The organism is Geodermatophilus sp. SMS 5-13, from assembly GCF_059428245.1.
In genome coordinates this window covers 4,349,766-4,370,460 of the sequence record NZ_CP165729.1, presented here as the reverse complement: position 1 = coordinate 4,370,460, position 20,695 = coordinate 4,349,766, and the positions used below count along the sequence as shown (strand labels likewise).

Below are 20,695 nucleotides of genomic sequence, written 5' to 3'. Positions count from 1 at the left end.
ACAGTCCTGCTCCCGGCGTCGGTCGGCACACCGGGCGATACTGGGGGCATGGCGATCCCCGTCAGCCTCGGCATGCCCGAGGCGCCCCCGCCCGTGCTCGCTCCCCGCCGCAAGACCCGGCAGCTGAACGTCGGCGGGGTGGGGGTCGGCAGCGACTTCCCGGTCAGCGTGCAGTCGATGACGACGACGAAGACCGCAGACGTCAACGCCACGCTGCAGCAGATCGCCGAGCTCACCGCCTCGGGCTGCCAGATCGTGCGGGTCGCCGTCCCGGACACCGACGACGCCGAGGCGCTGCCGCAGATCGCGAAGCACTCGCAGATCCCGGTGATCGCCGACATCCACTTCCAGCCGCGGTACGTGTTCGCGGCCATCGACGCCGGGTGCGCCGCCGTGCGGGTCAACCCGGGCAACATCAAGAAGTTCGACGACCGGGTCGGCGAGATCGCCAGGGCGGCGAAGGACGCCGGCATCCCCATCCGGATCGGCGTGAACGCCGGCTCGCTCGACAAGCGGCTGCTGGCGAAGTACGGCAAGGCGACGCCCGAGGCGCTGGTCGAGTCGGCGCTGTGGGAGTGCTCGCTGTTCGAGGAGCACGACTTCCGCGACATCAAGATCTCGGTGAAGCACAACGACCCGGTCGTCATGGTGCGCGCCTACGAGCAGCTCGCCGCGCAGTGCGACTACCCGCTGCACCTCGGTGTCACCGAGGCCGGCCCGGCGTTCCAGGGCACGATCAAGTCCGCCGTCGCCTTCGGCGCGCTGCTGTCCCAGGGCATCGGCGACACGATCCGCGTCTCGCTCTCCGCCCCGCCGGTGGAGGAGGTCAAGGTCGGCACCCAGATCCTGGAGTCGCTGAACCTGCGGCAGCGCGGCCTGGAGATCGTCAGCTGCCCGTCGTGCGGCCGCGCGCAGGTCGACGTCTACCGGCTGGCCGACGAGGTCACCGCCGGCCTGGAGGGCATGGAGGTGCCGCTGCGGGTCGCGGTCATGGGCTGCGTCGTCAACGGTCCCGGCGAGGCCCGCGAGGCCGACCTCGGCGTCGCCTCCGGCAACGGCAAGGGGCAGATCTTCGTGAAGGGCGAGGTCATCAAGACCGTCCCCGAGTCGCAGATCGTCGAGACGCTCATCGAGGAGGCCCTGCGGCTCGCCGGGGAGTCCGCCGAGGGCGGCACCCCCGCCGGGTCACCGGTCGTCACCGTCTCCTGACCGCCGTCCCGGTCCCGCCGATGCTCCGCACGCAGCCCGCCCGAGTGCTCGGCGAGGCCGACGAACCGGCCGTGCTCCGGCTGCTGGCCTCCGATCCCGTGGCGGCCTGCGTGCTCGCCGGGCGGGTCGAGGCGGCCGGGACCTCGCCGACCACCCTGGGCGCCCCGCTCTGGGGCGTCGGCAACGGCGCGTCCCTCGACGCCGTCTGCCTGGCCGGGGCCAACCTGATCCCGTTCGCCGCGCCCGGCGCCGAGCGTGCCGCCGCCGCGGCCTTCGCCGACCGCGCCCGGCGGGCCGGCCGCCGCTGCTCGACGATCGTCGGGCCCGCGCCGTCGGTCGCCCCGCTCTGGGACCTGCTCGCCCCCTACTGGGGCCCGTGCCGCGACCACCGGCCGCGCCAGCCGCTGATGGCCATCGAGGGGCCGCCCGCCGTCCTGCCGGAGCCGCGGGTGCGCCCGGTGCGCCCGTCGGAGCTCGAGGTGCTGATGCCGGCCGCGATCGCCATGTTCACCGAGGAGGTCGGCGTCAGCCCGCTGCGCGCGGACGGCGGTGTCGGGTACCGCGCCCGCGTCTCCGAGCTGGTCCGGGCCGGGCAGTCGCTGGCCTGGATCGAGGGCGGCGAGGTGCTGTTCAAGGCCGAGATCGGCGCGGTGTCCCGCGCGGCCTGCCAGATCCAGGGCGTCTGGGTCGCGCCGGCCTACCGCGGCCGCGGCGTCGGCACGGTGGGGACGGCGGCCGTCGTCGAGTACGCCCGCAGCACCATCGCGCCGGTGGTGAGCCTCTACGTCAACGACTTCAACGCCCCCGCCCGCGCGGCCTACCGCCGGGTCGGCTTCCGCGAGGTCGGCCGCTACGCCAGCGTGCTGTTCTGACCCGTACCGCCGGGCGCCAGAGGGGTGCGGACGGCGCGGCGAGAGGCCACCATGGGCGCTGCCCGAGCCGGGGGCAGCCGACCCCGGCCACGGGTCACCTCGCCGGGAGCCGCGATGCCCACAGGGCTGATCGAACTGGTCGAGCACGAGCCGCAGCGGGTGGCGGTGGTCCACGGGAACGTGACCAACTCCGAGTTCGACGACTTCCTCGCGCGCGCCTTCAGCGAGGTCCGGGAGCTGCTGGCCGACCAGCACAGGGCCGCGGCCGGACCACCCTTCGCCCGCTACCGGGTGATCGGGCGCGGGATGGAGGTCGAGGCCGGCCTGCCGGTCGAGGACGGCGTCCGGCCGTCGGGCCGGGTGACCGTGGAGACGCTGCCCGGCGGCGCGATGGTGACGGCGCCGCACCAGGGCGACCACGACACCGTGGGCTTCACCTACGAGACCCTCTGGGAGTGGCTCGCCGGCAACGGCTGGGTCGCGACGGGCGACCCCTGGGAGTCCTACGTGGACCTGCCCGGGGCCTCCCCGGTGACCGTGGTGACCGTGCCCTGCCGGCGGGTCCCCCCGGCGCCGCCGCACCAGTTCCACAACTGACCGGCGGTGGTCACTCGCAGGCCACGCCGTCGCCGTCGCCGTCGAGCTCCGGGCGGTAGCCAGGCTGCCCCCTGTGCAGCGGCGCGGCATCGGCGGCCCGGGCGGCGTCGCAGCTCGCGTAGCCGGTCTCCGGAGCGGAGGACGGCGCCGGGACGCCGGCCGCGACCCCGCCGGGCAGCGGCTCGTCCGGGCAGGCGCTGAGCACCGTCGCGGCGGCGTTCTTCTCCGCGCCGGTCATCCACAGCCCGTAGGAGATCTTCACGGCCACCTGCCGGGCCACGTAGGCGCAGCGGTAGGACCGGTTCGGCGGCAGCCAGGTGGCCGCGTCGCCGTCCCCCTTCGCCGTGTTGAGCGAGCCGTCGACGGCCAGGAGGTTCAGCGGGTCGTTGGCGAAGGCGACACGGCGGTCGGCCGGCCAGCGCTGCGCGCCCTTCTGCCACGCGTCGGAGAGGGCGACGACGTGGTCGATCTGCACGTCGTCGCTGGTGTCCTGACCCCGCACGAACGCGATGGTGGAGCCGGAGTACGGATCGTCGAGCGTCCCGGTCCGGACCACGCAGTCGTGCGTGCCCGGCGCGAAGGTCTCGTCCACGAGGTCCCGGGCGAGGACGTCGTTGCGGGTGTCGCAGCCGTTGTGATCGGTGTCGACCCAGCCGGAGCCGAACTCGTCCCGCGCGTACCCCGTGCGCGGCGCGCGGCCCTTGACGTCGACGGCGGCCAGCGCCGCGAGCGCCGACGAGGACGGGGCGGCCTCGACCGCGGACGTCGCCGCCGGGTCGTCGAGGACGTCGCTCGGCCCGGTCGGGCCGGCCGACGGGAGCGCCGTGCACCCGGCGAGGCCGGCCAGCAGGACGACGCCGGCGGCCGCCGATCGCACGCATCGGCCCCACTGCTCCGTCACGAGATTCCCCCTTCCCCCGCGACGGTAGGTGAGCGCCCGCTCCCCGTCGGGAAGCGACCCTCCGCGCGTGTGCTCCGGCGCCGGGGGGTCGATCTGAGAGGGTGGCCGTCGTGCGTAGACGGCGGGGGAGAGCCCTGGTCCTGACCGCGGCGCTGCTGGCCGCGCCGGTGCTGACGGCGTGCTCGGGGTCCGCCGAGGACGACGTGCGGGCGGCCGCGCAGGACTTCCTCGACGAGTGGACCGGCGGCTCCCCGGACGCCGCGGCGAAGCTGACCAGCGATCCCGCCGCCACCACCGCGCTGCTGAAGCAGACCGCCGAGGACCTGCCCGGCGCGACGCTGTCCGCCGAGGTCGGCCGGGTGCGCGTCGACGGCGAGCAGGCGACCGTCGCCTGGACGCCGACCTGGGACCTCGCCGGGGCGCCCGACTGGAGCTACGACGCGACGCTGGACCTGCGGGAGGGCGACGACGGCTGGCAGGTGGTCAGCGCGCCGACGATCGTCAATCCCGGGCTGGGGGAGGGGCAGCACCTCGAGCTGGCCCGCACCCTGCCCGAGCGGGCCGCGATCACCGACGCCACGGGGGCGCCGCTGTTCACGCCGACCGAGGTGGTCAACGTCGGCGTGGACCCCGGTCAGGTCACCGACCTCCCCGCACTCGCCGCCGCGCTGTCCGCGGCCACCGGCATCGAGGCGCAGCAGATCGTCACCGACGTCCAGAAGGCCGAGCCGGGACAGTTCGTCCCGGTCATCACGCTGCGCCGTCCCGACTTCGAGGCGATCCGGGCCCAGGTGTTCGACCTGCCCGGCGCCGTCTTCCCGACCGACACGCGGCTGCTGGCGCCGAGCTCCCGCTTCGCGGTGGGCCTGCTGGGCCGGGTGGGGGCGGCCACCGCCGAGGTGCTCGACGAGACCAAGGGCGACGACGGCGAGCCGCTCTACGCCGCCGGCGACCAGCTCGGGCTGTCCGGCCTGCAGCGCGCCTTCCAGGAGCAGCTGACCGGCACCCCCGGGTTCACCGTGTCGGTGGCCAGCACCGACGAGGGCACCGGCGACGAGGGGCGCGAGATCGCCTCGGTCGCCCCGAAGGCCGGCACGCCGGTCCAGACGCCGCTGGTGCCGGCGATCCAGAACGCAGCCGACGCCGCCGTCGCCGGTCAGCAGCTGCCGACGCACATCGTCGTCGTCCGGCCGGGCACCGGGGAGCTCCTCGCCGTCTCGTCGAACGAGGCCGCGGACCCGGGCAACGCGCTGCGCGGCCAGTTCCCGCCCGGCTCGAGCATGAAGACGATGACGTCGACCGCGCTCCTCGCGGCCGGCGCGGTCACGCCGGACACCCCGGTGGCCTGTCCCGGCACCACCGTGGTCGAGGGCCGCGAGTTCGAGAACGAGGACCAGTTCGACCTCGGCACCGTGCCGTTCACCGAGGCGTTCGCTCAGTCCTGCAACACCACCTTCATCCAGCTGGGCCTCCAGCTGCCCGACGACGCCCTGGCGCAGGCGGCCGCCTCGTACGGCGTCGGCTCCGACTGGGACCTGCCCATCGGGATCTTCAGCGGCACGGTGCCCTCCGACGCGACCGGCACCACCAAGGCCGCCGACGCGATCGGGCAGGGGCAGGTGCTGATGAGCCCGGCGCAGATGGCGCTGGTCGCTGCGGGCATCGCCAGCGGCACGCCGGCCGCGCCGGTCGAGGTGGTCGGCGCCGATCCGGCCGGTGAGGCGCCGTCCGGGCCGTCGCAGCAGGTGCTCGACGCCCTGCGGCCGCTGATGCGGCAGGTCGTGCTCACCGGGACGGCCAAGGCCCTCGGTGGCCGCGGCGAGGTCTACGGCAAGACCGGGACGGCGGAGTTCGGCGACAAGACGCCGCCGGACGCGCACGGCTGGTTCGTCGGCTATCAGCTCGGCGGGCCGCAGGGCGACATCGCCTTCGCCGTCCTCGTGGAGGGCGGGCACTCCAGCAGCGCCGCCGTCGCGATCACCGACGCCTTCCTCGGCAACCTCGGCTGAGGGCCGCGCCGTTGTGCGCCGAGCCGCCCTGCCGGCGAGCGCGAAGGCCGGCTGAGCGCACAACCGCCGCCCGACGGCGCCCCGCTACTGCTCCGGGAGGCCGGGGAAGGCGGTGGTCACCGGGGTCTGCCCGGCGGCGGTCCGCCAGCCGACGGCGCGCCTCTCGGTGGCGCTGAGCGTGTCGACCGCGAGCTCCCGGACGTCGCGGTCGGCGGCGCCGCCGAGGACCCGCACCCACGCCCCGGCGACCCCGTTCTCGAGGACGACGGCCAGCGCGGCGGCGTCGACCGCCGACAGCACCGGGAAGGGGAGGTCGTACGCGGCCTTCGCCGGCACGGGGTCGGCCTCGCGCTCGTCCAGCATCGCGACGAGCTGGTCGCGGACGTCGCGGTGCTCGCCCTCGGACACCCCCGCCGTCGCGCGGGCGTCGGGCGCGAGCGACGCACCCACGACGCCGTAGCCCCACACGGCGGCGTGCTCGGCGGCCAGCGCCTCGCGCAGGGCCGAGGTCTCGGAGCGCGCGTCGACCTCGGTGCCGGTGTCGTCAGCCATTCGCCGTCCCCCTCACGCGAGCTGCGCGTCCTGGCCGCGCAGCCCCGCGGCGATCGAGCCGAGCAGCGCGGCCCGCGCCCCCGTCTGGTCGAGGCAGGCGGCGGCGTGCGAGTCGGCCGTCGCGGCGACCTGGCCGCGCAGCCAGGCGCGGGCCTCCGCGGCCGCCGGCGGCGCCGCGCCCGACGAGGAGGCGCTCGCGGAGGCGCCGGGCGCCGCCGCCTTCAGCCGGTCCAGCTGCTCCTGCGCCTGCGCCGCGAGGTCGGCCACCTGCAGCGCCGGGTCCGCCGTCGTGGCGGCCGTGAACGCCGCCACGAGGGCCTCCTGCACGGTCACCTGCCCGGCGAGCTCGTCGGCCTGCTGCGGGGTCACCGAGGCCTCGCCGCCGGACGACGTGCACCCGACCAGCAGCGCGCCGAGCCCCGCCGCCGAGGCGGCGAGCAGCGTGCGGCGGGAGAAGGCCGTGCGCGCGCCGGGTGCGGAGGGCGCCGCGGCGAGGGGAGTCGTGAGGGCCATCACCGCAATCCTGACAGCCGGGACCGCGGGGGGCCGCAACGGCTCCGGGCGACGCTCCGGGCGCGTCCCACCCGTCCCGCCCGGCACGGTCGCGTCCGGCGATGGCCCGCGTCCGGGCCGAACGTGCGCCACGACCGGGCGGTAGCCTGATCACTTCCCGCCGTTCCCGGCCCGACCAGCATCTGGACCGTCCGGGCGGCGGGTCTGCCGTGCGTGAGAGAGCCGATCGAGCACTGCGATCGTGCCAGGAGGAGGAGCCCGTGTCCGCGTCTCGCGGCAGCCGACGGCCCGATCCGGCGACCGAGCGGCTGGCCGGCTGGATCGAGCCCGTCGTCGGCGCCGCCGGCTACGACCTCGAGGAGCTCGTGGTCACCCCGGCCGGCCGGCGCAGCGTCGTCCGGGTGGTGGTCGACCGCGACCACGGCGTCACCCTCGACGACATCGCGGAGGTCAGCCGGGCGGTCTCGGCGGTTCTCGACGACAACGACGGCGACCTGGGCCGCGCGCCCTACGTCCTCGAGGTGACCAGCCCCGGGGTCGACCGGCCGCTCACCGAGCCGCGGCACTGGCGGCGCAACGTCGGGCGGCTGGTCTCGGTCGCGGTCGGCCCGGCCGGCTCGACCGAGCAGGTCACCGCCCGGATCACGGCCGTGGACGACGCCGGCGTCATGCTGGCCGTCGAGGCGAAGGGCAAGCCGGGAGCGAAGAAGCGGGCGCCGGTGCCCCGGCAGGTCCCGTGGGTCGCGCTGGGTCCCGGCCGGGTGCAGGTCGAGTTCGGCCGCGCCGCGGCGGGGGAGGACGACGGACCGGAGGACGATCTTCCGGACGACGAGGACGTGCGCTCGGGGAGCGACGGAGGAGAACGGTGAACATCGACGTGACCGCGCTCAAGGCGGTCGAGCGCGAGAAGGGCATCCCCGCGGACACGGTCATCGAGGCGATCGAGTCGGCCCTGGTGACCGCCTACCGGCACGCCGACGGCGCGGCCAAGCACGTGCGCGTGCACGTCGACCGCAAGACCGGTGAGGTCGCCGTCCTGGCGCAGGAGCTGGGGCCCGACGGCGAGGTCGTGCGCGAGTGGGACGACACCCCCTCCGACTTCGGCCGGATCGCGGCCAGCACGGCCAAGCAGGTCATCGTGCAGCGGCTGCGCGACGCCGAGCACGAGCAGACCTTCGGCGAGTACGCCGGCAAGGAGGGAGACATCGTCAGCGGCATCGTGCAGGCGCACGAGCGCCGCAACGTGCAGGGCACGGTGCTCATCGACATCGGCAAGGTGGAGGCCGTGCTGCCGCCCGCCGAGCAGGTGCCGCACGAGACCTACGCGCACGGCACCCGGCTCAAGGCCTACGTGGTCTCGGTGGCCCGCACCTTCCGCGGCCCCCAGGTCACCGTCTCGCGCACCCACCCGAACCTGGTGCGCAAGCTGTTCGCCCTCGAGGTGCCCGAGATCGCCGACGGCAGCGTGGAGATCGTCGCCGTGGCCCGCGAGGCCGGTCACCGGTCCAAGATCGCCGTCCGCACCAAGGTGGCCGGGCTCAACGCCAAGGGCGCGTGCATCGGCCCCATGGGGCAGCGGGTGCGCAACGTCATGAGCGAGCTGCACGGCGAGAAGATCGACATCGTCGACTGGTCGGACGACCCCGCCACGTTCGTCGCGTCCGCGCTCAGCCCCGCCCGGGTGAGCAGCGCCCGGGTGGTCGACCCGCAGGCCAAGGCGGTGCGGGTCGTCGTCCCCGACTACCAGCTCTCCCTGGCCATCGGTAAGGAAGGGCAGAACGCCCGGCTCGCCGCGCGGTTGACCGGCTGCCGGATCGACATCCGCAGCGACGCCCAGCCCGACGACGACGCGGCCAGCCCCTCCCCGGGGATCGGCCGGCCCCCGCTGCGTTCCGGCGCGCCCGCCGGCGGTCCCGGTGGACGCGGCCAGGCCCCGGGAGGGGGAGGTCACCGTCCGCCGCCGCGCCGCGCGGAACATCCCGGTCCCGCCGCGCGCTAGACTCCTCGGTGGCCGAAACGTCGATCCCGGTGCGCACCTGTGTGGGCTGCCGGAAGCGCGCTCCGGTCACCGACCTGCTGCGTGTCGTCGCTCGGAACGGGGTACTGATCCCTGATCCGCGGCGCCGGCTCCCCGGCCGGGGCGCCTCTCTGCACCCCACGCCGGAGTGCCTGCACGCAGCGGAGCGACGCCGGGCCTTCGTCCGGGCGCTGCGGTGCAGCGCCCCGCTGGAGGTCGGTCCGGTCCGGTCCCACGTTCTCGGCGTCTCCCCGGAGACGCACGCGGGCGCGGAACCGGAACGGGCACAGACAGCACGACAGACCCGCAGTTCCACAGTCGGGCCGGCACCAGGCCGGCCCACGCGTCGAGAGCAGGACGTCGTCGGATGAGTCAGCCGTGAAGTCCCCACGATGACCATGCACCACTAGCGACAAGGTCGAGCGGGCAAGCCGCCGGCCTCGAAGAGGAGATCCGTGCCAGGCAAAGCCCGCGTACACGAACTCGCCAAGGAGTTCGGAGTCGACAGCAAGACCGTTCTCGCGAAGCTCAAGGAGCAGGGCGAGTTCGTGAAGTCCGCCTCGTCCACCGTCGAGGCCCCCGTGGCCCGACGGCTGCGTGAGGCCCTAGCGCCCAGCGCCGGCGGCAACGGCACCTCGGCGCCGGCAGCTCGGCCCGCCGCTCCGGCGGCCCCGGCCGCTCCGCGTCCTGCTGCTGCGGCGCCCGCACCGGCCGCACCCGCCGCGCCGGCCCAGCCGGCCGTGCGCCCGACCGGGCCGACCCCGGGTCCGCGCCCTGCGCCCCGCCCCGCCGCGCCCCAGGCTCCGGCGGCCCAGGCTCCGGCGCCCCAGGCTCCGGCGGCCCAGGCTCCGGCGGCCCAGGCTCCGGCGGCCCAGGCTCCGGCGCCGTCCGCTCCGGCCGCTCCGGCCGCTCCGGCGCAGGGTGCCCCGGCGCCCGGCCCGCGTCCGGCCGCGCCCGGTCCGCGCCCCGCTCCCGCGGGTGGTGGGGGTGGGGCGTCGCGCCCGGGCGCCCCCGGCCCGCGGCCCGGTCCTCGTCCGGCCCCGCGGCCGGGCAACAACCCCTTCAGCAGCGCGCCGCGTCCCGCCCCCGCGGGCGGCGGCCCGCGTCCCGGTCCGGGTGCTCCCGGCGCCCGTCCGGCGCCGGGCGGTCCGCGTCCGGGTCCGGGTGCCGGCGGTCCCCGTCCGGCGGCCGGTCCCGGCGGTCCGCGTCCGGGCCCCGGTGCCGGTGGTCCGCGTCCCGCGGCCGGTCCGGGTGGGCCCCGGCCGAATCCCGGCATGATGCCGCAGCGCCCGTCGCCCGGCATGATGCCGCAGCGGCCGGCCGGCGGTGGCCGTCCTGGCGGCCCCGGTGGGCCCGGCGGCGGTCGTGGCCGTCCCGGTGGCGGCGGCGGTGGCGGTGGCTTCCGTCCCGGCGGCGGTGGCGGCGCCCCCGGTGGTGGCGGCGCTCCGGCCGGCGGTGGCTTCCGCGGTGGCGGCGGCGGCCGTGGCCGTGGTCGCGGTGGCTCCGGCGCGGGCACCGCGGGGGCCTTCGGGCGTCCCGGTGGCCGTGGCCCGGTCCGCGGCCGCAAGAGCAAGAAGCAGCGGCGTCAGGAGTTCGACTCCATGGCGGCGCCCAGCATGGGCGGCGTCAGCCTTCCCCGCGGCAACGGCCAGACGGTCCGCCTGCCGCGCGGCGCCTCGCTGACCGACCTGGCCGAGCGCATCGGCGCCCAGCCGGCCGCGCTCGTCACAGCCCTGTTCCACCTGGGCGAGATGGTGACCTCGACGCAGTCGGTGAACGACGAGACGCTGCAGCTGCTCGGCGCCGAGATCGGCTGGGACATCCAGGTGGTCAGCCCCGAGGACGAGGACCGGGAGCTGCTCTCCGACTTCGACCTCACCTTCGGCGACGAGGGTGACGCCGACGACTGGGACGAGGTCCGCCCGCCGGTCGTCACCGTCATGGGTCACGTCGACCACGGAAAGACCAAGCTGCTCGATGCCCTGCGCAACACCAATGTGGTGGCGCGCGAGGCCGGTGGCATCACGCAGCACATCGGCGCCTACCAGATCGTCAGCGAACTGGACGGCGTCGAGCGGCCGATCACCTTCATCGACACCCCGGGTCACGAGTCGTTCACCGCGATGCGTGCCCGTGGGGCGAAGGTCACCGACATCGTCGTGCTCGTGGTCGCCGCCGACGACGGCGTCATGCCGCAGACGGTCGAGGCGCTCAACCACGCCCAGGCCGCCGAGGTGCCGATCGTCGTCGCGGTGAACAAGATCGACAAGGAGGGGGCCAACCCCGCCAAGATCCGCCAGCAGCTCACCGAGTACGGGCTGGTGGCCGAGGAGTACGGCGGCGACACGATGTTCGTCGACGTCTCGGCGACCACGCGTCAGGGTCTCGACGACCTGACCGCGGCGATCCTGCTCACCGCCGACGCCTCGCTGGACCTGCGCGCCAACACCGAGCAGGACCCGCAGGGCGTGGTCATCGAGGGCAAGCTGGACAAGGGCCGGGGCCCCGTGGCTACCGTGCTTGTCCAGCGCGGCACGCTGCGGCAGGGGGACTCGATCGTGGCCGGTGACGCCTACGGTCGCGTCCGGTCGCTGCTCGACGAGCACGGCACCAAGCTCAAGGAGGCGCTGCCCTCCCGGCCGGTGCAGGTCGTCGGCCTCACCTCGGTGCCCCGTGCCGGCGACACCTTCCTCGTCGTCGAGGAGGACCGCGTCGCCCGGCAGATCGCCGATCGCCGCCAGGCCCGCATCCGCAACGCGCAGAACGCGACGATGCGCAAGCGGATCAGCCTGGAGGACCTCGACGCGGCGCTCAAGGAGACCCGCCAGCTCAACCTGATCATCAAGGGCGACAACTCGGGCACCGTCGAGGCGCTCGAAGAAGCGCTGATGAAGATCGAGGTGAGCGACGACATCTCGCTGCGGGTCATCCACCGCGGCGTCGGCGGGATCACCAAGAGCGACATCGACCTGGCGCTGGCCGACGACGTCATCGTCCTGGGCTTCAACGTCCGGGCCGAGGGCCAGGCCACCGAGCTCGCCAACCGCGAAGGCGTGGACGTCCGGTACTACACGGTCATCTACCAGGCCATCGAGGAGATCGAGGCCGCGCTCAAGGGCATGCTCAAGCCGGAGTACGAGGAGGTCCAGCTCGGCACGGCGGAGGTCCGTGAGGTCTTCCGGGTGCCGAAGATCGGCAACGTCGCCGGCTCGCTGGTCCGCAGCGGGACGATCGTCCGGAACTCGAAGGCCCGGCTCATCCGCGACGGTGCGGTGATCGCCGACAACCTCACCGTCGAGTCGCTGCGCCGGTTCAAGGACGACGCGACCGAGGTCCGCGAGGGCTACGAGTGCGGTATCGGCCTGGGGTCGTTCAACGACATCAAGGTCGAGGACGTGATCGAGACCTTCGAGATGCGCGAGAAGCCGCGCGCCTGAGGAGGTAGCGGCAGCAGGTTGGGGGTAGTCCGGTGTTCACCGGGGCGCTGACCGCCGACCTGCTGCTGGGCGACGTCCACTCGCTCAAGGGCAAGCGCGCCGTGGTCCGGCCGATCGTGGCCGAGCTGCGGCGCCGCTTCGCGGTGGCCGCCGCCGAGGTGGGCGACACCGACCTGCACCGCCGTGTGCAGGTCGGTGTCGCCACCGTCGCCGGGGACGCCGGTCAGGTGACCGACGTTCTCGACGCGTGCGAGCGGTTGCTGGCCGAGCGGCCGGAGGTGACGCTGCTGTCGACGCACCGGCAGCTGTTCTCCGACTCCGACTAGCCGCACCACCCGGCCCAGTTCCGCCGACCCCTGTCCGCCCGGGCGCGTGCTGCCGCGCCCCCGTCCCGAGGAGGGTCCGATGGCCGATCCGGCCCGCGCCCGCAAGCTGGCCGTCCGCATCCGGCAGATCGTCTCCGCCGCGATCGAGATGCAGATCAAGGACCCCCGCCTGGGCATGGTCACGGTGACCGATGCCCGCGTGACCAACGACCTCCGCGAGGCCACGGTCTTCTACACCGTCTTCGGCGACGACACCCAGGTCGCCGACTCGGCCAAGGCCCTCGCCAGCGCCACCGGAGTGCTCCGCTCCACCGTCGGCCGGCAGACCGGGGTGAAGTTCGTCCCCACGCTGACCTTCGTCGCCGACCACGTGCCCGACACCGCCCGCGAACTCGACGAGGCGCTCGAACGGGTCCGGCATGCCGACGCCGAGCTGGCCCGTGCCCGCGAGGGCGCCCGCTACGCCGGGGACGCCGACCCGTACCGGCACCCGGCGGAGCGTCTGGACGACGACGAGACTGCCGATGAGAGTCCTGACGACGTCGACGCCGCCCTCGGGCAAGCCGTGCCCGCCGATCCTTGGAGCCGTTCGTGAGCGAAGTGGACCCGGATCCCCAGCTCCCCGACGAGGGGCAGGACCGCGCCACCCTCGGCGGCCGGCCGGAGCCGGCCACGGGTGATCCCACCGAGGGCGGCAAGCGCGGGGAGATCGGCGAGGCGCCGAGCGTCGCCTCCGACGAGCCCGCCGACGGGAGCCGCTTCCCGGTCGGCGGCGGGCACGTGAGCGAGGAGTCCGACGCCGCTCCGGTCGCCGACCCGGGCCCGGACGCCTGAGCCTCATGAGCTTTCCCCTGCGTGAGGTCGCGCAGCCGACCGTCGCCGCCGTGCTCGCCGAGGCGGCCGACGCCCGCGCCACCGTCGTCCTGTCCGGGCACGTCCAGCCCGACGCCGACGCCATCGGCAGCACCCTCGCCCTCGCCGAGGGGCTGCGCCGGCGCGGCGCCCGCGTGCTCCCGACGTTCCCGGATCCCTTCGTGCTGCCCGCGTCGCTGGGCTGGTTCCCGGGTGCGGAGGCCTTCGTCCCCTCGAGCGAGGTCCCGGCCTCGCCGGACGTGTTCGTCAGCCTGGACGCCGCCTCCCCGGGCCGGCTCGGCGAGCTGGCCGGGCTGCTGGACTCCGCGGCCACGGCCGTGGTCATCGACCACCACGCCAGCAACCCCGGCTTCGGGGACGTGTCCCTCATCGACCCCTCCGCCCCGGCCACGGTGACGCTGGTCGCCGCGGTCCTCGACGACCTCGGGGTGCTGGTCGACCGCCGCCTCGCCACGTGCCTCTACGCCGGGCTGGCCGCCGACACCGGGTCCTTCCGCTTCGGCAGCACCCGGCCGGAGACCCACGCGTTCGCCGCCCGCCTGCTGGCCACCGGCATCGACCACGCCGACATCAGCCGTCGGCTGTTCGACACCGCACCGTTCGGCTGGCTGGGGCTGCTGTCGGTGGTCACCGGCCGCGCCGTCCTGGAGGCCGGCATCGGCGCGGGCCTGGTCTGGACCTGGTCGAGCACCGCCGAGGCGGCCGAGCACGGCCTGCCCGGTGAGCAGCTGGAGGCGCTGGTCGACGTCGTCCGCTCCACGCAGGAGGCCGACGTCGCCTGCGTGCTCAAGGGCCAGGACGACGGCTCGTGGTCGGTGTCGCTGCGCTCGCGCGGCGCCACGGACGTCGCCCGGGTCGCCATGGCGCTGGGCGGCGGCGGGCACCGCGCGGCCGCCGGCTACACGTCGTGGGACGACCGCGAGGCGACCGTGGCGGCGCTGCGGAAGCAGCTGTGCACATCGCTGCCCTCCGGCCAGCAACCGCGGCCAGGAGCCGTCCCCGACTGACGTGGAGCCCACCCACGGCTCCGCGTCGGAGGGCCTCCGGCCCCCGCGCCGCGGCCCGTCTGTCGTGTCCCTCGCGCTCCCGGCCCTGGTCGTCCTCGCCGCGGAGCCGCTGTACCTCCTGGTCGACACCGCCGTCGTCGGGCACCTGGGCACCGTGGCCCTGGGCGGGCTCGCCGTCGGCGGCGGCCTGCTGGCCTGGGCCGGGGCCCTGCTCAACTTCCTCGCCTACGGGACGACGGCCCGCGCCGCCCGCCGCGCCGGGGCCGGTGACCGGGCCGGCGCCGTCGCTGAGGGCGTGCAGGCCTCGTGGCTCGCGCTGGCGCTGGGCGTCGCCGTCCTGCTGCTGTTCCAGCTGCTCGCCGGGCCGCTGACCCGTCTGCTCGCCGGCTCCGCGGGCCCGGTCGCCGAGGCGGGGGAGACCTGGCTGCGGATCGCGTCGGTCGGCCTGCCGCTGCTGCTGCTCTCGCAGGCCGGGAACGGGTGGCTGCGCGGCGTGCAGGAGCTGCGCAAGCCGGTGCGCTACGTGCTCGGCGGCAGCCTGCTCAGCCTGGTCCTGTGCCCGCTGCTGGTGCAGCCCCTCGGGCTCGGCCTGCCGGGCTCGGCGGTCGCCAATGTCGCCGGCCAGGCGGTCGCCGCCGCGCTGTTCGTCCGGGCGCTGCGGCGCGAGGGGGTGCCGCTGCGTCCGCGCCCGGCTGCGATCCGCGCCCAGCTGGGCATCGGCCGCGACCTGCTGCTGCGGGCGGCGGTGCTGCAGCTGTCCTTCCTCGTCGCCGCCGGCGTGGTCGCCCGCGAGGGCGCGGCGCAGCTGGGCGCCCACCAGATCGCGCTGCAGCTGTTCTTCTTCCTCGCCCTGGTCCTCGACGCCTACGCGATCGCCGCGCAGACGCTGGTCGGCTCCGCCCTCGGCGCCGAGCGGCCCGACGAGGCGCGCGCGACCGCCCGGCGGGTGACCCTGTGGGGCCTGGGCACCGGCGTCCTCGTCGCCGCGCTGCTCCTCGCCCTGCGCGACGTGCTGCTCCCGCTGTTCACCAGCGACCCCGCCGTCCTCGAGCAGGCGGCGCTCGTCTGGTGGTTCCTGGCGCTGATGCAGCCGCTGGCCGGCGTCGTCTTCGCGCTCGACGGTGTGCTCATGGGCGCCGGCGACGTCGGCTACCTGCGCACCATCACGATCGGCTCCGCGCTGGTCGGGTTCCTCCCGCTCTCGCTGCTCGCGCACCCGCTCGGCTGGGGTCTGGCCGGCGTCTGGACCGGGCTGGACCTGTTCATCGGGCTCCGGCTGGTCGCCGTCCTGGGCCGCGTGGCCGGACGGCGCTGGCTGTCTGCTGGGGTGGTGGCGTGAGTCCGAGACGGCCCGACGCCGACGTCCCGCCCGGTCTGCTGCTGGTCGACAAGGCCGGCGGCATGACCTCGCACGACGTGGTGGCGCGGGCGCGGCGCGCCCTGTCGGTGCGCCGGGTCGGGCACGCCGGCACCCTCGACCCGATGGCCACCGGCCTGCTGGTCCTCGGCGTCGGCGCGGCCACCCGGCTGCTCGGGTACGTCGGCGGCCACGACAAGACCTACGAGGCGACGATCCGCCTCGGGCAGACGACGGTCACCGACGACCGCGAGGGCGAGGTGCTGGCCACGACGTCGGCGGCCTCCCTCACCGACGACGACGTCCGGACGGCGCTGGCCGCGCAGACCGGCGCCCTCCAGCAGGTGCCCTCGTCGGTGAGCGCGGTCAAGGTGGGCGGCCGGCGCTCCTACGACCGGGTGCGCGCCGGGGAGCAGGTCGAGCTGGCCCCGCGCGCGGTCACGGTGCACGACCTCACGGTCCACCGCATCGGCCGCCCCACTCCCGACCTGGTGGACGTCGACGTCACGGTCTCCTGCACCGCGGGCACCTACATCCGCGCCATCGCCCGCGACGCGGGGGCGGCCCTCGGGGTCGGCGGGCACCTCACCGCCCTGCGCCGCACCGCCTCCGGCCCGTTCACCGTCGCGCAGGCCGCCCCGGTGGAGGAGGCCGCCGCGGCGCTCGCGGTCGGCGGCGGGACCGGCACGCTCGGGCTCACCGAGGCGGCGACGACGACGTTCCCCGCCCGCGCGGTCACCGAGGACGAGGCGCGGGCCCTGGTCTTCGGCCAGCGGATCCCGGCCACCGGCGCGTCCGGGCTGCACGCCGCGGTCGACCCGGCCGGCCGGCTGGTCGCGCTGGTCGAGGACGCCGGCCGCACCGCGCGCGTGGCGGTCGGCTTCCCGCCGGGTGGCTAACCTCGCGTCCGTGACCCTCGACGCCCGCCTCGCCGCGCTGCACGAGCAGCTGGCCGCACTGCCAGGCGTGCTGGTCGCGTTCTCCGGCGGCGTCGACTCGGGGATGCTGCTCGCCGCGGCCGTCCGCGCCCTCGGCGCCGACCGGGTGGTCGCGGCCACCGCCGTCTCGGCGAGCCTGCCCGCGGCCGAGCGGGCCGGCGCGGTCGCGTTCGCGGCCGGGCTCGGCGTGCGGCACGAGCTGCCCCGCACCTTCGAGCTCGCCCGCGCCGGCTACGTCGCCAACGCCGGCGACCGCTGCGCCTTCTGCAAGACCGAGCTCGTCGACGTCCTGCTGCCGCTCGCGGCCCGGCTCGGCATCGCCGACGTCGTCACCGGCACCAACGCCGACGACATCGGAGCCGGCTTCCGGCCCGGCATCCGCGCCGCCGCCGAGCGGGGCGCCTGGGCGCCGCTGGCGAAGGCCGGCCTCACCAAGGGCGACGTCCGCGCGGCCGCCCTCCGGTGGGGCCTCTCCCTCGCGGACAAGCCGGCCGCCGCCTGCCTGGCCAGCCGGATCGCCTACGGCGTGCCGGTCTCCGCCGAGGGCCTGGCCCGCGTCGAGGCCGCGGAGGCGGCGCTGCGCGCGGCCCTCGCCGACGCCGGCCTGCCGGTGCGCGACCTGCGGGTCCGGGACCTGGGGGACGACGTCGCCCGGGTCGAGGTGGACGCCGCGCTGGTGCCGGAGCTGAGCCCGGAGCTGCTCGCCGCCGTCCGCGGCTTCGCCCGCGTGGAGGTCGACCCGCGCGGCTTCCGGTCCGGCTCGATGAACGAGCTGCTGCCGGACCCGGCCCGCTACCGCTGAGCCGAGCGGGCGATCCGCGCCGCGGCCACCCCGGCGCCGAAGCCGTTGTCGATGTTGACCACGAGCACGCCGGGGGCGCAGGCGGTGAGCATCGTGAGCAGCGCCGCGAGCCCCTCGAACGCCGCGCCGTAGCCCACCGACGTCGGGACGGCGACCACCAGCCGGTCGGTCAGCCCCGCCACAACGCTCGGCAGGGCGCCGTCCATCCCGGCGACGACGACCACGGCGTCGGCCGCGGCGACGTCCGGCGCGACCTCCAGGACGCGGTGCACCCCGGCGACGCCGACGTCGTCCACCCGCCCGGCGCGCACCCCGCAGGCGGCCAGCGTCGCCGCGACCTCCGCCGCCACCGGGCCGTCGGAGGTGCCGGCGGTCAGCACGAGCACGTTCCCGACCGGGGCCGGCAGCGCGCCCACGAACACGCAGCGGGCCTCGGCGTCGACCCGCGCCTGCGGCCACCGGGCCAGGACGGCGTCGGCGGTGGCGTCGTCCACCCTCGTGGCCCAGGCCAGCGGGGCGCCGGCGTCCAGCAGCCCGGCCAGGCAGGCCACCGTCTGCTCGGGTGTCTTGCCGGCGGCGTAGACGACCTCCGGGGTCCCGGTGCGGGCGGCCCGGTCGACGTCGAGCCGGGCGAAGCCGAGGTGGGCGGTGCGCTGCGGGTTCACGCCGTCCAGCATGCGGGATTGATCGCCGCCCGTGCCGGGAAGGGGAGGCCCCATGAGCGTCGTCAAGATCAATGCGATCACCGTGCCCAAGGACAAGCAGGGCCGCTTCGAGGAGCGGTTCCGCGGGCGGGCCGGGGCGGTCGAGGAGACCGAGGGCTTCGAGTGGTTCGAGTTGCTGCGGCCGCTCGAGGGCACCGACCAGTACCTCGTCTACACGCGGTGGAGCAGCGAGGAGGCCTACCGCACCTGGGAGAGCGGTCAGGACTTCGCCCGGGCGCACGAGGGCGGCGGCAGCGACCTCGCGCCCGCGGCCAGCGACTCGCACCACCTGTGGAGCTACGAGGTGATCGAGAGCGCGGGGCCGAAGGCCGGTCCGGCGTAAGCGGCTACTGTGACGAGGCGGGGCGGCGACCCGCCGTGCCCGCCACGTCCCTCGCCCGCAGGTAGGAGCCATGACCGACACGCTCTCCGACAGCCGCAACACCTCCCGGTTCTTCACCGAGGGTGTGCCGGTGGTCGTGGAGGACGTGCGCCGGCGGCCCCCGGCCGAGCGGACCGAGCTGCTGGCCGACCCCGGGTTCGGCCGCTACTTCACCGACTCGATGTTCGTGGCCCGCTACCGCACGGGGGAGGGCTGGTACGACGCTCGGCTGACCGCCTACGCCCCGCTGCAGATGGACCCGAGCACCGCCGCGCTGCACTACGCGCAGTCGATCTTCGAGGGGCTCAAGGCCTACGCCCAGCCCGACGGCAGCGTGGCCACCTTCCGGCCCGAGGCCAACGCCGCCCGCTTCGTCCGCGGCGCCAAGCGGCTGGCGATGCCGCCGGTGCCGGAGGAGGCGTTCATCGCCGCCGTCGACGCCCTGGTCGACGCCGACCGCGACTGGGTGCCCACCGGCCCCGACCAGACGCTGTACCTGCGGCCCTACCAGCTCGCCACGGAGCCGTTCCTCGGCGTCCGGCCGGCCAACGAGTACCTGTTCCTGGTCATCGCCAGCCCGGCCGGCGCCTACTTCGCCCGCGGCGTGCACCCGGTGTCGGTGTACCTCTCCGAGGACTACATCCGCGCGGCGCCGGGCGGCACCGGCGACGTGAAGTGCGCCGGCAACTACGCCGCCAGCCTGCTGGCGCAGGAGCAGGCGATCGCGGCCGGCTGCGACCAGGTCGTCTGGCTCGACGCGGTGGAGAAGCGCTACGTCGAGGAGATGGGCGGGATGAACCTGTTCTTCGTCCTCGGCTCCGGCGCCGACGCCGAGCTGGTCACCCCCGAGCTCACCGGCACGCTGCTGCCCGGCATCACCCGCGACTCGCTGATCACGCTGGCCCGCGAGAGCGGCCACCGGGTGACCGAGCGGCGGTTCAGCGTGGAGGAGTGGCGCAAGGGCGTCGCCGACGGCACCGTCACCGAGACCTTCGCCTGCGGCACCGCCGCCGTCATCACGCCGGTGGGCGAGGTGCGCGCCCGCACCGGCGACTTCGTCATCGGCGACGGCAGCCCCGGCCCGCTGTCGATGAAGCTGCGCGAGTCCCTCCTGGACATCCAGCACGGCCGGGTGGCCGACACCCACGGCTGGCTGCACCGGGTCTCCTGAGCGTGCGCCGCTGGCGGGGGCTGGAAGCGACCCCGGGAGATCTGGGCCGGACCGTCGTCACCATCGGGATGTACGACGGCGTCCACCGGGGTCACCAGGCGCTGATCGGTGAGGCGGTCGCGCGGGCCCGGGCGCTGAACCGGCCCTGCCTGCTGCTCACCTTCGACCCGCACCCGGCGGAGGTCATCCGCCCGGGCTCGCACCCGGCGATCCTCACGTCGATGGACCGCAAGGCCGAGCTGGTGGCCGACCTCGGCGTCGATGCCATGTGCGTGCTGCCGTTCACGCAGGACTTCATGCGGCTCTCGCCGGGCAGCTTCACGCACACGGTGCTCGTCGAGCACCTGCACGCGGCGCTGGTCGTCGTCGGCCCGAACTTCACCTACGGCCACAAGGCCGCGGGCAACGTGCAGACACTGGCCGACGAGGGGCGCCGGTTCGGCTTCGCGGTGGAGGGCGTGCCGCTGGCCAGTGTCGAGGACGACGACGCGGTCACGATCTCTTCCACCTACATCCGCGCCTGCGTCGCGGCCGGCGACATGGAGCCCGCCGCCCGGGCACTGGGGCGGTCGCACCGGGTGGACGGCGTCGTCGTCCGCGGGGACCGCCGCGGCCGGGCGCTGGGCTACCCGACGGCGAACGTGGAGACGCCGGCGTTCACCGCGGTCCCGGCCGACGGCGTGTACGCCGGGCACGTGGTCCTGCGCGACCCGCGCAGCGGAGCCAGCAAGCAGCGGTACCCCGCCGCGATCTCCGTCGGCACCAACCCGACCTTCGAGAGCAGCCGGCGCACCGTGGAGGCCTTCGTCCTCGACTTCGACGGCGACCTGTACGGCGAGCACGTCGGGGTGGAGTTCGTCTCCCGGCTGCGGGGCATGGTCGCCTTCCCCGACGTCGCCGCGCTGGTCGCGGCCATGGACGACGACGTCCGGCGGACCCGTGCCCTGCTGGACGTCCCGCCGCCGTCCTGAGCGCGCTGCCGGTCGCACCACGGCCGCTGGTAACCTCGAACGGACGTCGGTGAACCC

General features: G+C 75.5%; 22 protein-coding genes and 1 pseudogene. 19 read left to right on the top strand and 4 right to left on the bottom strand.

The window, feature by feature from the left end; genetic code table 11:
- Nucleotides 1-48: 48 nt before the first annotated feature.
- The 3 genes from ispG to AB3388_RS21115 all read left to right on the top strand — a co-directional run bounded on the left by ispG (nucleotide 49) and on the right by AB3388_RS21115 (nucleotide 2,678).
- A complete protein-coding gene (gene ispG / locus AB3388_RS21125; protein ID WP_495407285.1) occupies nucleotides 49-1,209 on the top strand; it encodes a flavodoxin-dependent (E)-4-hydroxy-3-methylbut-2-enyl-diphosphate synthase in 1,161 nt (386 codons plus the stop codon).
- A gap of 20 nt (nucleotides 1,210-1,229) precedes the next feature.
- On the top strand, nucleotides 1,230-2,081 hold the full coding sequence (locus AB3388_RS21120; RefSeq protein WP_495407284.1) for a GNAT family N-acetyltransferase: 852 nt from the start codon (nucleotides 1,230-1,232) through the stop codon (nucleotides 2,079-2,081).
- 114 nt (nucleotides 2,082-2,195) lie between these two features.
- Nucleotides 2,196-2,678: a GyrI-like domain-containing protein gene (locus tag AB3388_RS21115; protein ID WP_495407283.1), complete on the top strand. Its 483-nt coding sequence runs from the start codon at nucleotides 2,196-2,198 to the stop codon at nucleotides 2,676-2,678.
- A gap of 10 nt (nucleotides 2,679-2,688) precedes the next feature.
- Here the strand turns inward: AB3388_RS21115 and AB3388_RS21110 are convergent, their stop codons facing one another.
- Nucleotides 2,689-3,579 (bottom strand): GmrSD restriction endonuclease domain-containing protein, encoded by an 891-nt coding sequence (locus AB3388_RS21110; RefSeq protein ID WP_495407282.1) that lies wholly within the window; start codon nucleotides 3,577-3,579, stop codon nucleotides 2,689-2,691.
- 110 nt (nucleotides 3,580-3,689) lie between these two features.
- On the opposite strand from AB3388_RS21110, the gene AB3388_RS21105 reads away from it, so the two are divergent.
- Complete coding sequence (locus tag AB3388_RS21105; protein WP_495407281.1) at nucleotides 3,690-5,588, top strand: penicillin-binding transpeptidase domain-containing protein; 1,899 nt, start codon at nucleotides 3,690-3,692, stop codon at nucleotides 5,586-5,588.
- 84 nt (nucleotides 5,589-5,672) lie between these two features.
- Here AB3388_RS21105 and AB3388_RS21100 read toward each other — a convergent pair whose 3' ends face one another.
- Together AB3388_RS21100 and AB3388_RS21095 are read right to left on the bottom strand one after the other, a co-directional pair.
- The gene (locus tag AB3388_RS21100; RefSeq protein ID WP_495407280.1) at nucleotides 5,673-6,140 is read right to left on the bottom strand and encodes a ferritin-like domain-containing protein; all 468 of its coding nucleotides are present in this window, start codon (nucleotides 6,138-6,140) and stop codon (nucleotides 5,673-5,675) included.
- A gap of 12 nt (nucleotides 6,141-6,152) precedes the next feature.
- The gene (locus AB3388_RS21095; protein WP_495407279.1) at nucleotides 6,153-6,653 is read right to left on the bottom strand and encodes a hypothetical protein; all 501 of its coding nucleotides are present in this window, start codon (nucleotides 6,651-6,653) and stop codon (nucleotides 6,153-6,155) included.
- Nucleotides 6,654-6,913: 260 nt separating this feature from the next.
- On the opposite strand from AB3388_RS21095, the gene rimP reads away from it, so the two are divergent.
- From rimP to larE, 12 genes and pseudogenes are all read left to right on the top strand, one after another.
- Nucleotides 6,914-7,522 (top strand): ribosome maturation factor RimP, encoded by a 609-nt coding sequence (gene rimP, locus AB3388_RS21090; protein WP_495407278.1) that lies wholly within the window; start codon nucleotides 6,914-6,916, stop codon nucleotides 7,520-7,522.
- The gene (gene nusA / locus AB3388_RS21085; RefSeq protein ID WP_495407277.1) at nucleotides 7,519-8,652 is read left to right on the top strand and encodes a transcription termination factor NusA; all 1,134 of its coding nucleotides are present in this window, start codon (nucleotides 7,519-7,521) and stop codon (nucleotides 8,650-8,652) included. The genes rimP and nusA overlap by 4 nt, the downstream gene beginning before the upstream one ends.
- Nucleotides 8,653-8,660: 8 nt before the next feature.
- Entirely contained in the window at nucleotides 8,661-9,041 is a 381-nt protein-coding gene (locus AB3388_RS21080) for a YlxR family protein (protein ID WP_495407276.1), read from the top strand.
- Between the two features lie 84 nt (nucleotides 9,042-9,125).
- Nucleotides 9,126-9,266: pseudogene (locus tag AB3388_RS21075) on the top strand (translation initiation factor IF-2 N-terminal domain-containing protein); the annotation flags it as partial.
- Nucleotides 9,267-10,271: 1,005 nt separating this feature from the next.
- Nucleotides 10,272-12,107: a translation initiation factor IF-2 gene (infB, locus tag AB3388_RS21070; protein WP_495411476.1), complete on the top strand. Its 1,836-nt coding sequence runs from the start codon at nucleotides 10,272-10,274 to the stop codon at nucleotides 12,105-12,107.
- 32 nt (nucleotides 12,108-12,139) lie between these two features.
- On the top strand, nucleotides 12,140-12,433 hold the full coding sequence (locus AB3388_RS21065) for a DUF503 domain-containing protein (protein ID WP_495407275.1): 294 nt from the start codon (nucleotides 12,140-12,142) through the stop codon (nucleotides 12,431-12,433).
- 79 nt (nucleotides 12,434-12,512) lie between these two features.
- Nucleotides 12,513-13,028, top strand: coding sequence for a 30S ribosome-binding factor RbfA (gene rbfA / locus AB3388_RS21060; RefSeq protein WP_495407274.1), 516 nt, complete (start codon nucleotides 12,513-12,515; stop codon nucleotides 13,026-13,028).
- Nucleotides 13,025-13,267, top strand: coding sequence for a hypothetical protein (locus AB3388_RS21055; protein WP_495407273.1), 243 nt, complete (start codon nucleotides 13,025-13,027; stop codon nucleotides 13,265-13,267). Before rbfA ends, AB3388_RS21055 begins: the two co-directional genes overlap by 4 nt.
- Nucleotides 13,268-13,272: 5 nt before the next feature.
- Complete coding sequence (locus tag AB3388_RS21050; protein WP_495407272.1) at nucleotides 13,273-14,313, top strand: DHH family phosphoesterase; 1,041 nt, start codon at nucleotides 13,273-13,275, stop codon at nucleotides 14,311-14,313.
- A 64-nt stretch (nucleotides 14,314-14,377) separates the two neighbouring features.
- Nucleotides 14,378-15,652: an MATE family efflux transporter gene (locus tag AB3388_RS21045; RefSeq protein WP_495407271.1), complete on the top strand. Its 1,275-nt coding sequence runs from the start codon at nucleotides 14,378-14,380 to the stop codon at nucleotides 15,650-15,652.
- Nucleotides 15,649-16,569 (top strand): tRNA pseudouridine(55) synthase TruB, encoded by a 921-nt coding sequence (gene truB, locus AB3388_RS21040; protein WP_495407270.1) that lies wholly within the window; start codon nucleotides 15,649-15,651, stop codon nucleotides 16,567-16,569. Before AB3388_RS21045 ends, truB begins: the two co-directional genes overlap by 4 nt.
- Before the next feature lie 10 nt (nucleotides 16,570-16,579).
- On the top strand, nucleotides 16,580-17,410 hold the full coding sequence (gene larE / locus AB3388_RS21035; protein ID WP_495407269.1) for an ATP-dependent sacrificial sulfur transferase LarE: 831 nt from the start codon (nucleotides 16,580-16,582) through the stop codon (nucleotides 17,408-17,410).
- Here larE and larB read toward each other — a convergent pair.
- Entirely contained in the window at nucleotides 17,401-18,075 is a 675-nt protein-coding gene (gene larB, locus AB3388_RS21030) for a nickel pincer cofactor biosynthesis protein LarB (protein ID WP_495407268.1), read from the bottom strand. The genes larE and larB overlap by 10 nt on opposite strands.
- Nucleotides 18,076-18,127: 52 nt before the next feature.
- Between larB and AB3388_RS21025 the strand changes: the two genes are divergently transcribed.
- From AB3388_RS21025 to AB3388_RS21015, 3 genes are all read left to right on the top strand, one after another.
- Nucleotides 18,128-18,457 (top strand): antibiotic biosynthesis monooxygenase family protein, encoded by a 330-nt coding sequence (locus tag AB3388_RS21025; RefSeq protein WP_495407267.1) that lies wholly within the window; start codon nucleotides 18,128-18,130, stop codon nucleotides 18,455-18,457.
- A 70-nt stretch (nucleotides 18,458-18,527) separates the two neighbouring features.
- Nucleotides 18,528-19,667 (top strand): branched-chain amino acid aminotransferase, encoded by a 1,140-nt coding sequence (locus AB3388_RS21020; RefSeq protein ID WP_495407266.1) that lies wholly within the window; start codon nucleotides 18,528-18,530, stop codon nucleotides 19,665-19,667.
- A gap of 2 nt (nucleotides 19,668-19,669) precedes the next feature.
- Nucleotides 19,670-20,638, top strand: a complete 969-nt coding sequence (locus tag AB3388_RS21015) for a bifunctional riboflavin kinase/FAD synthetase (protein WP_495407265.1) — start codon at nucleotides 19,670-19,672, stop codon at nucleotides 20,636-20,638.
- The last annotated feature ends 57 nt before the right edge of the window (nucleotides 20,639-20,695 follow it).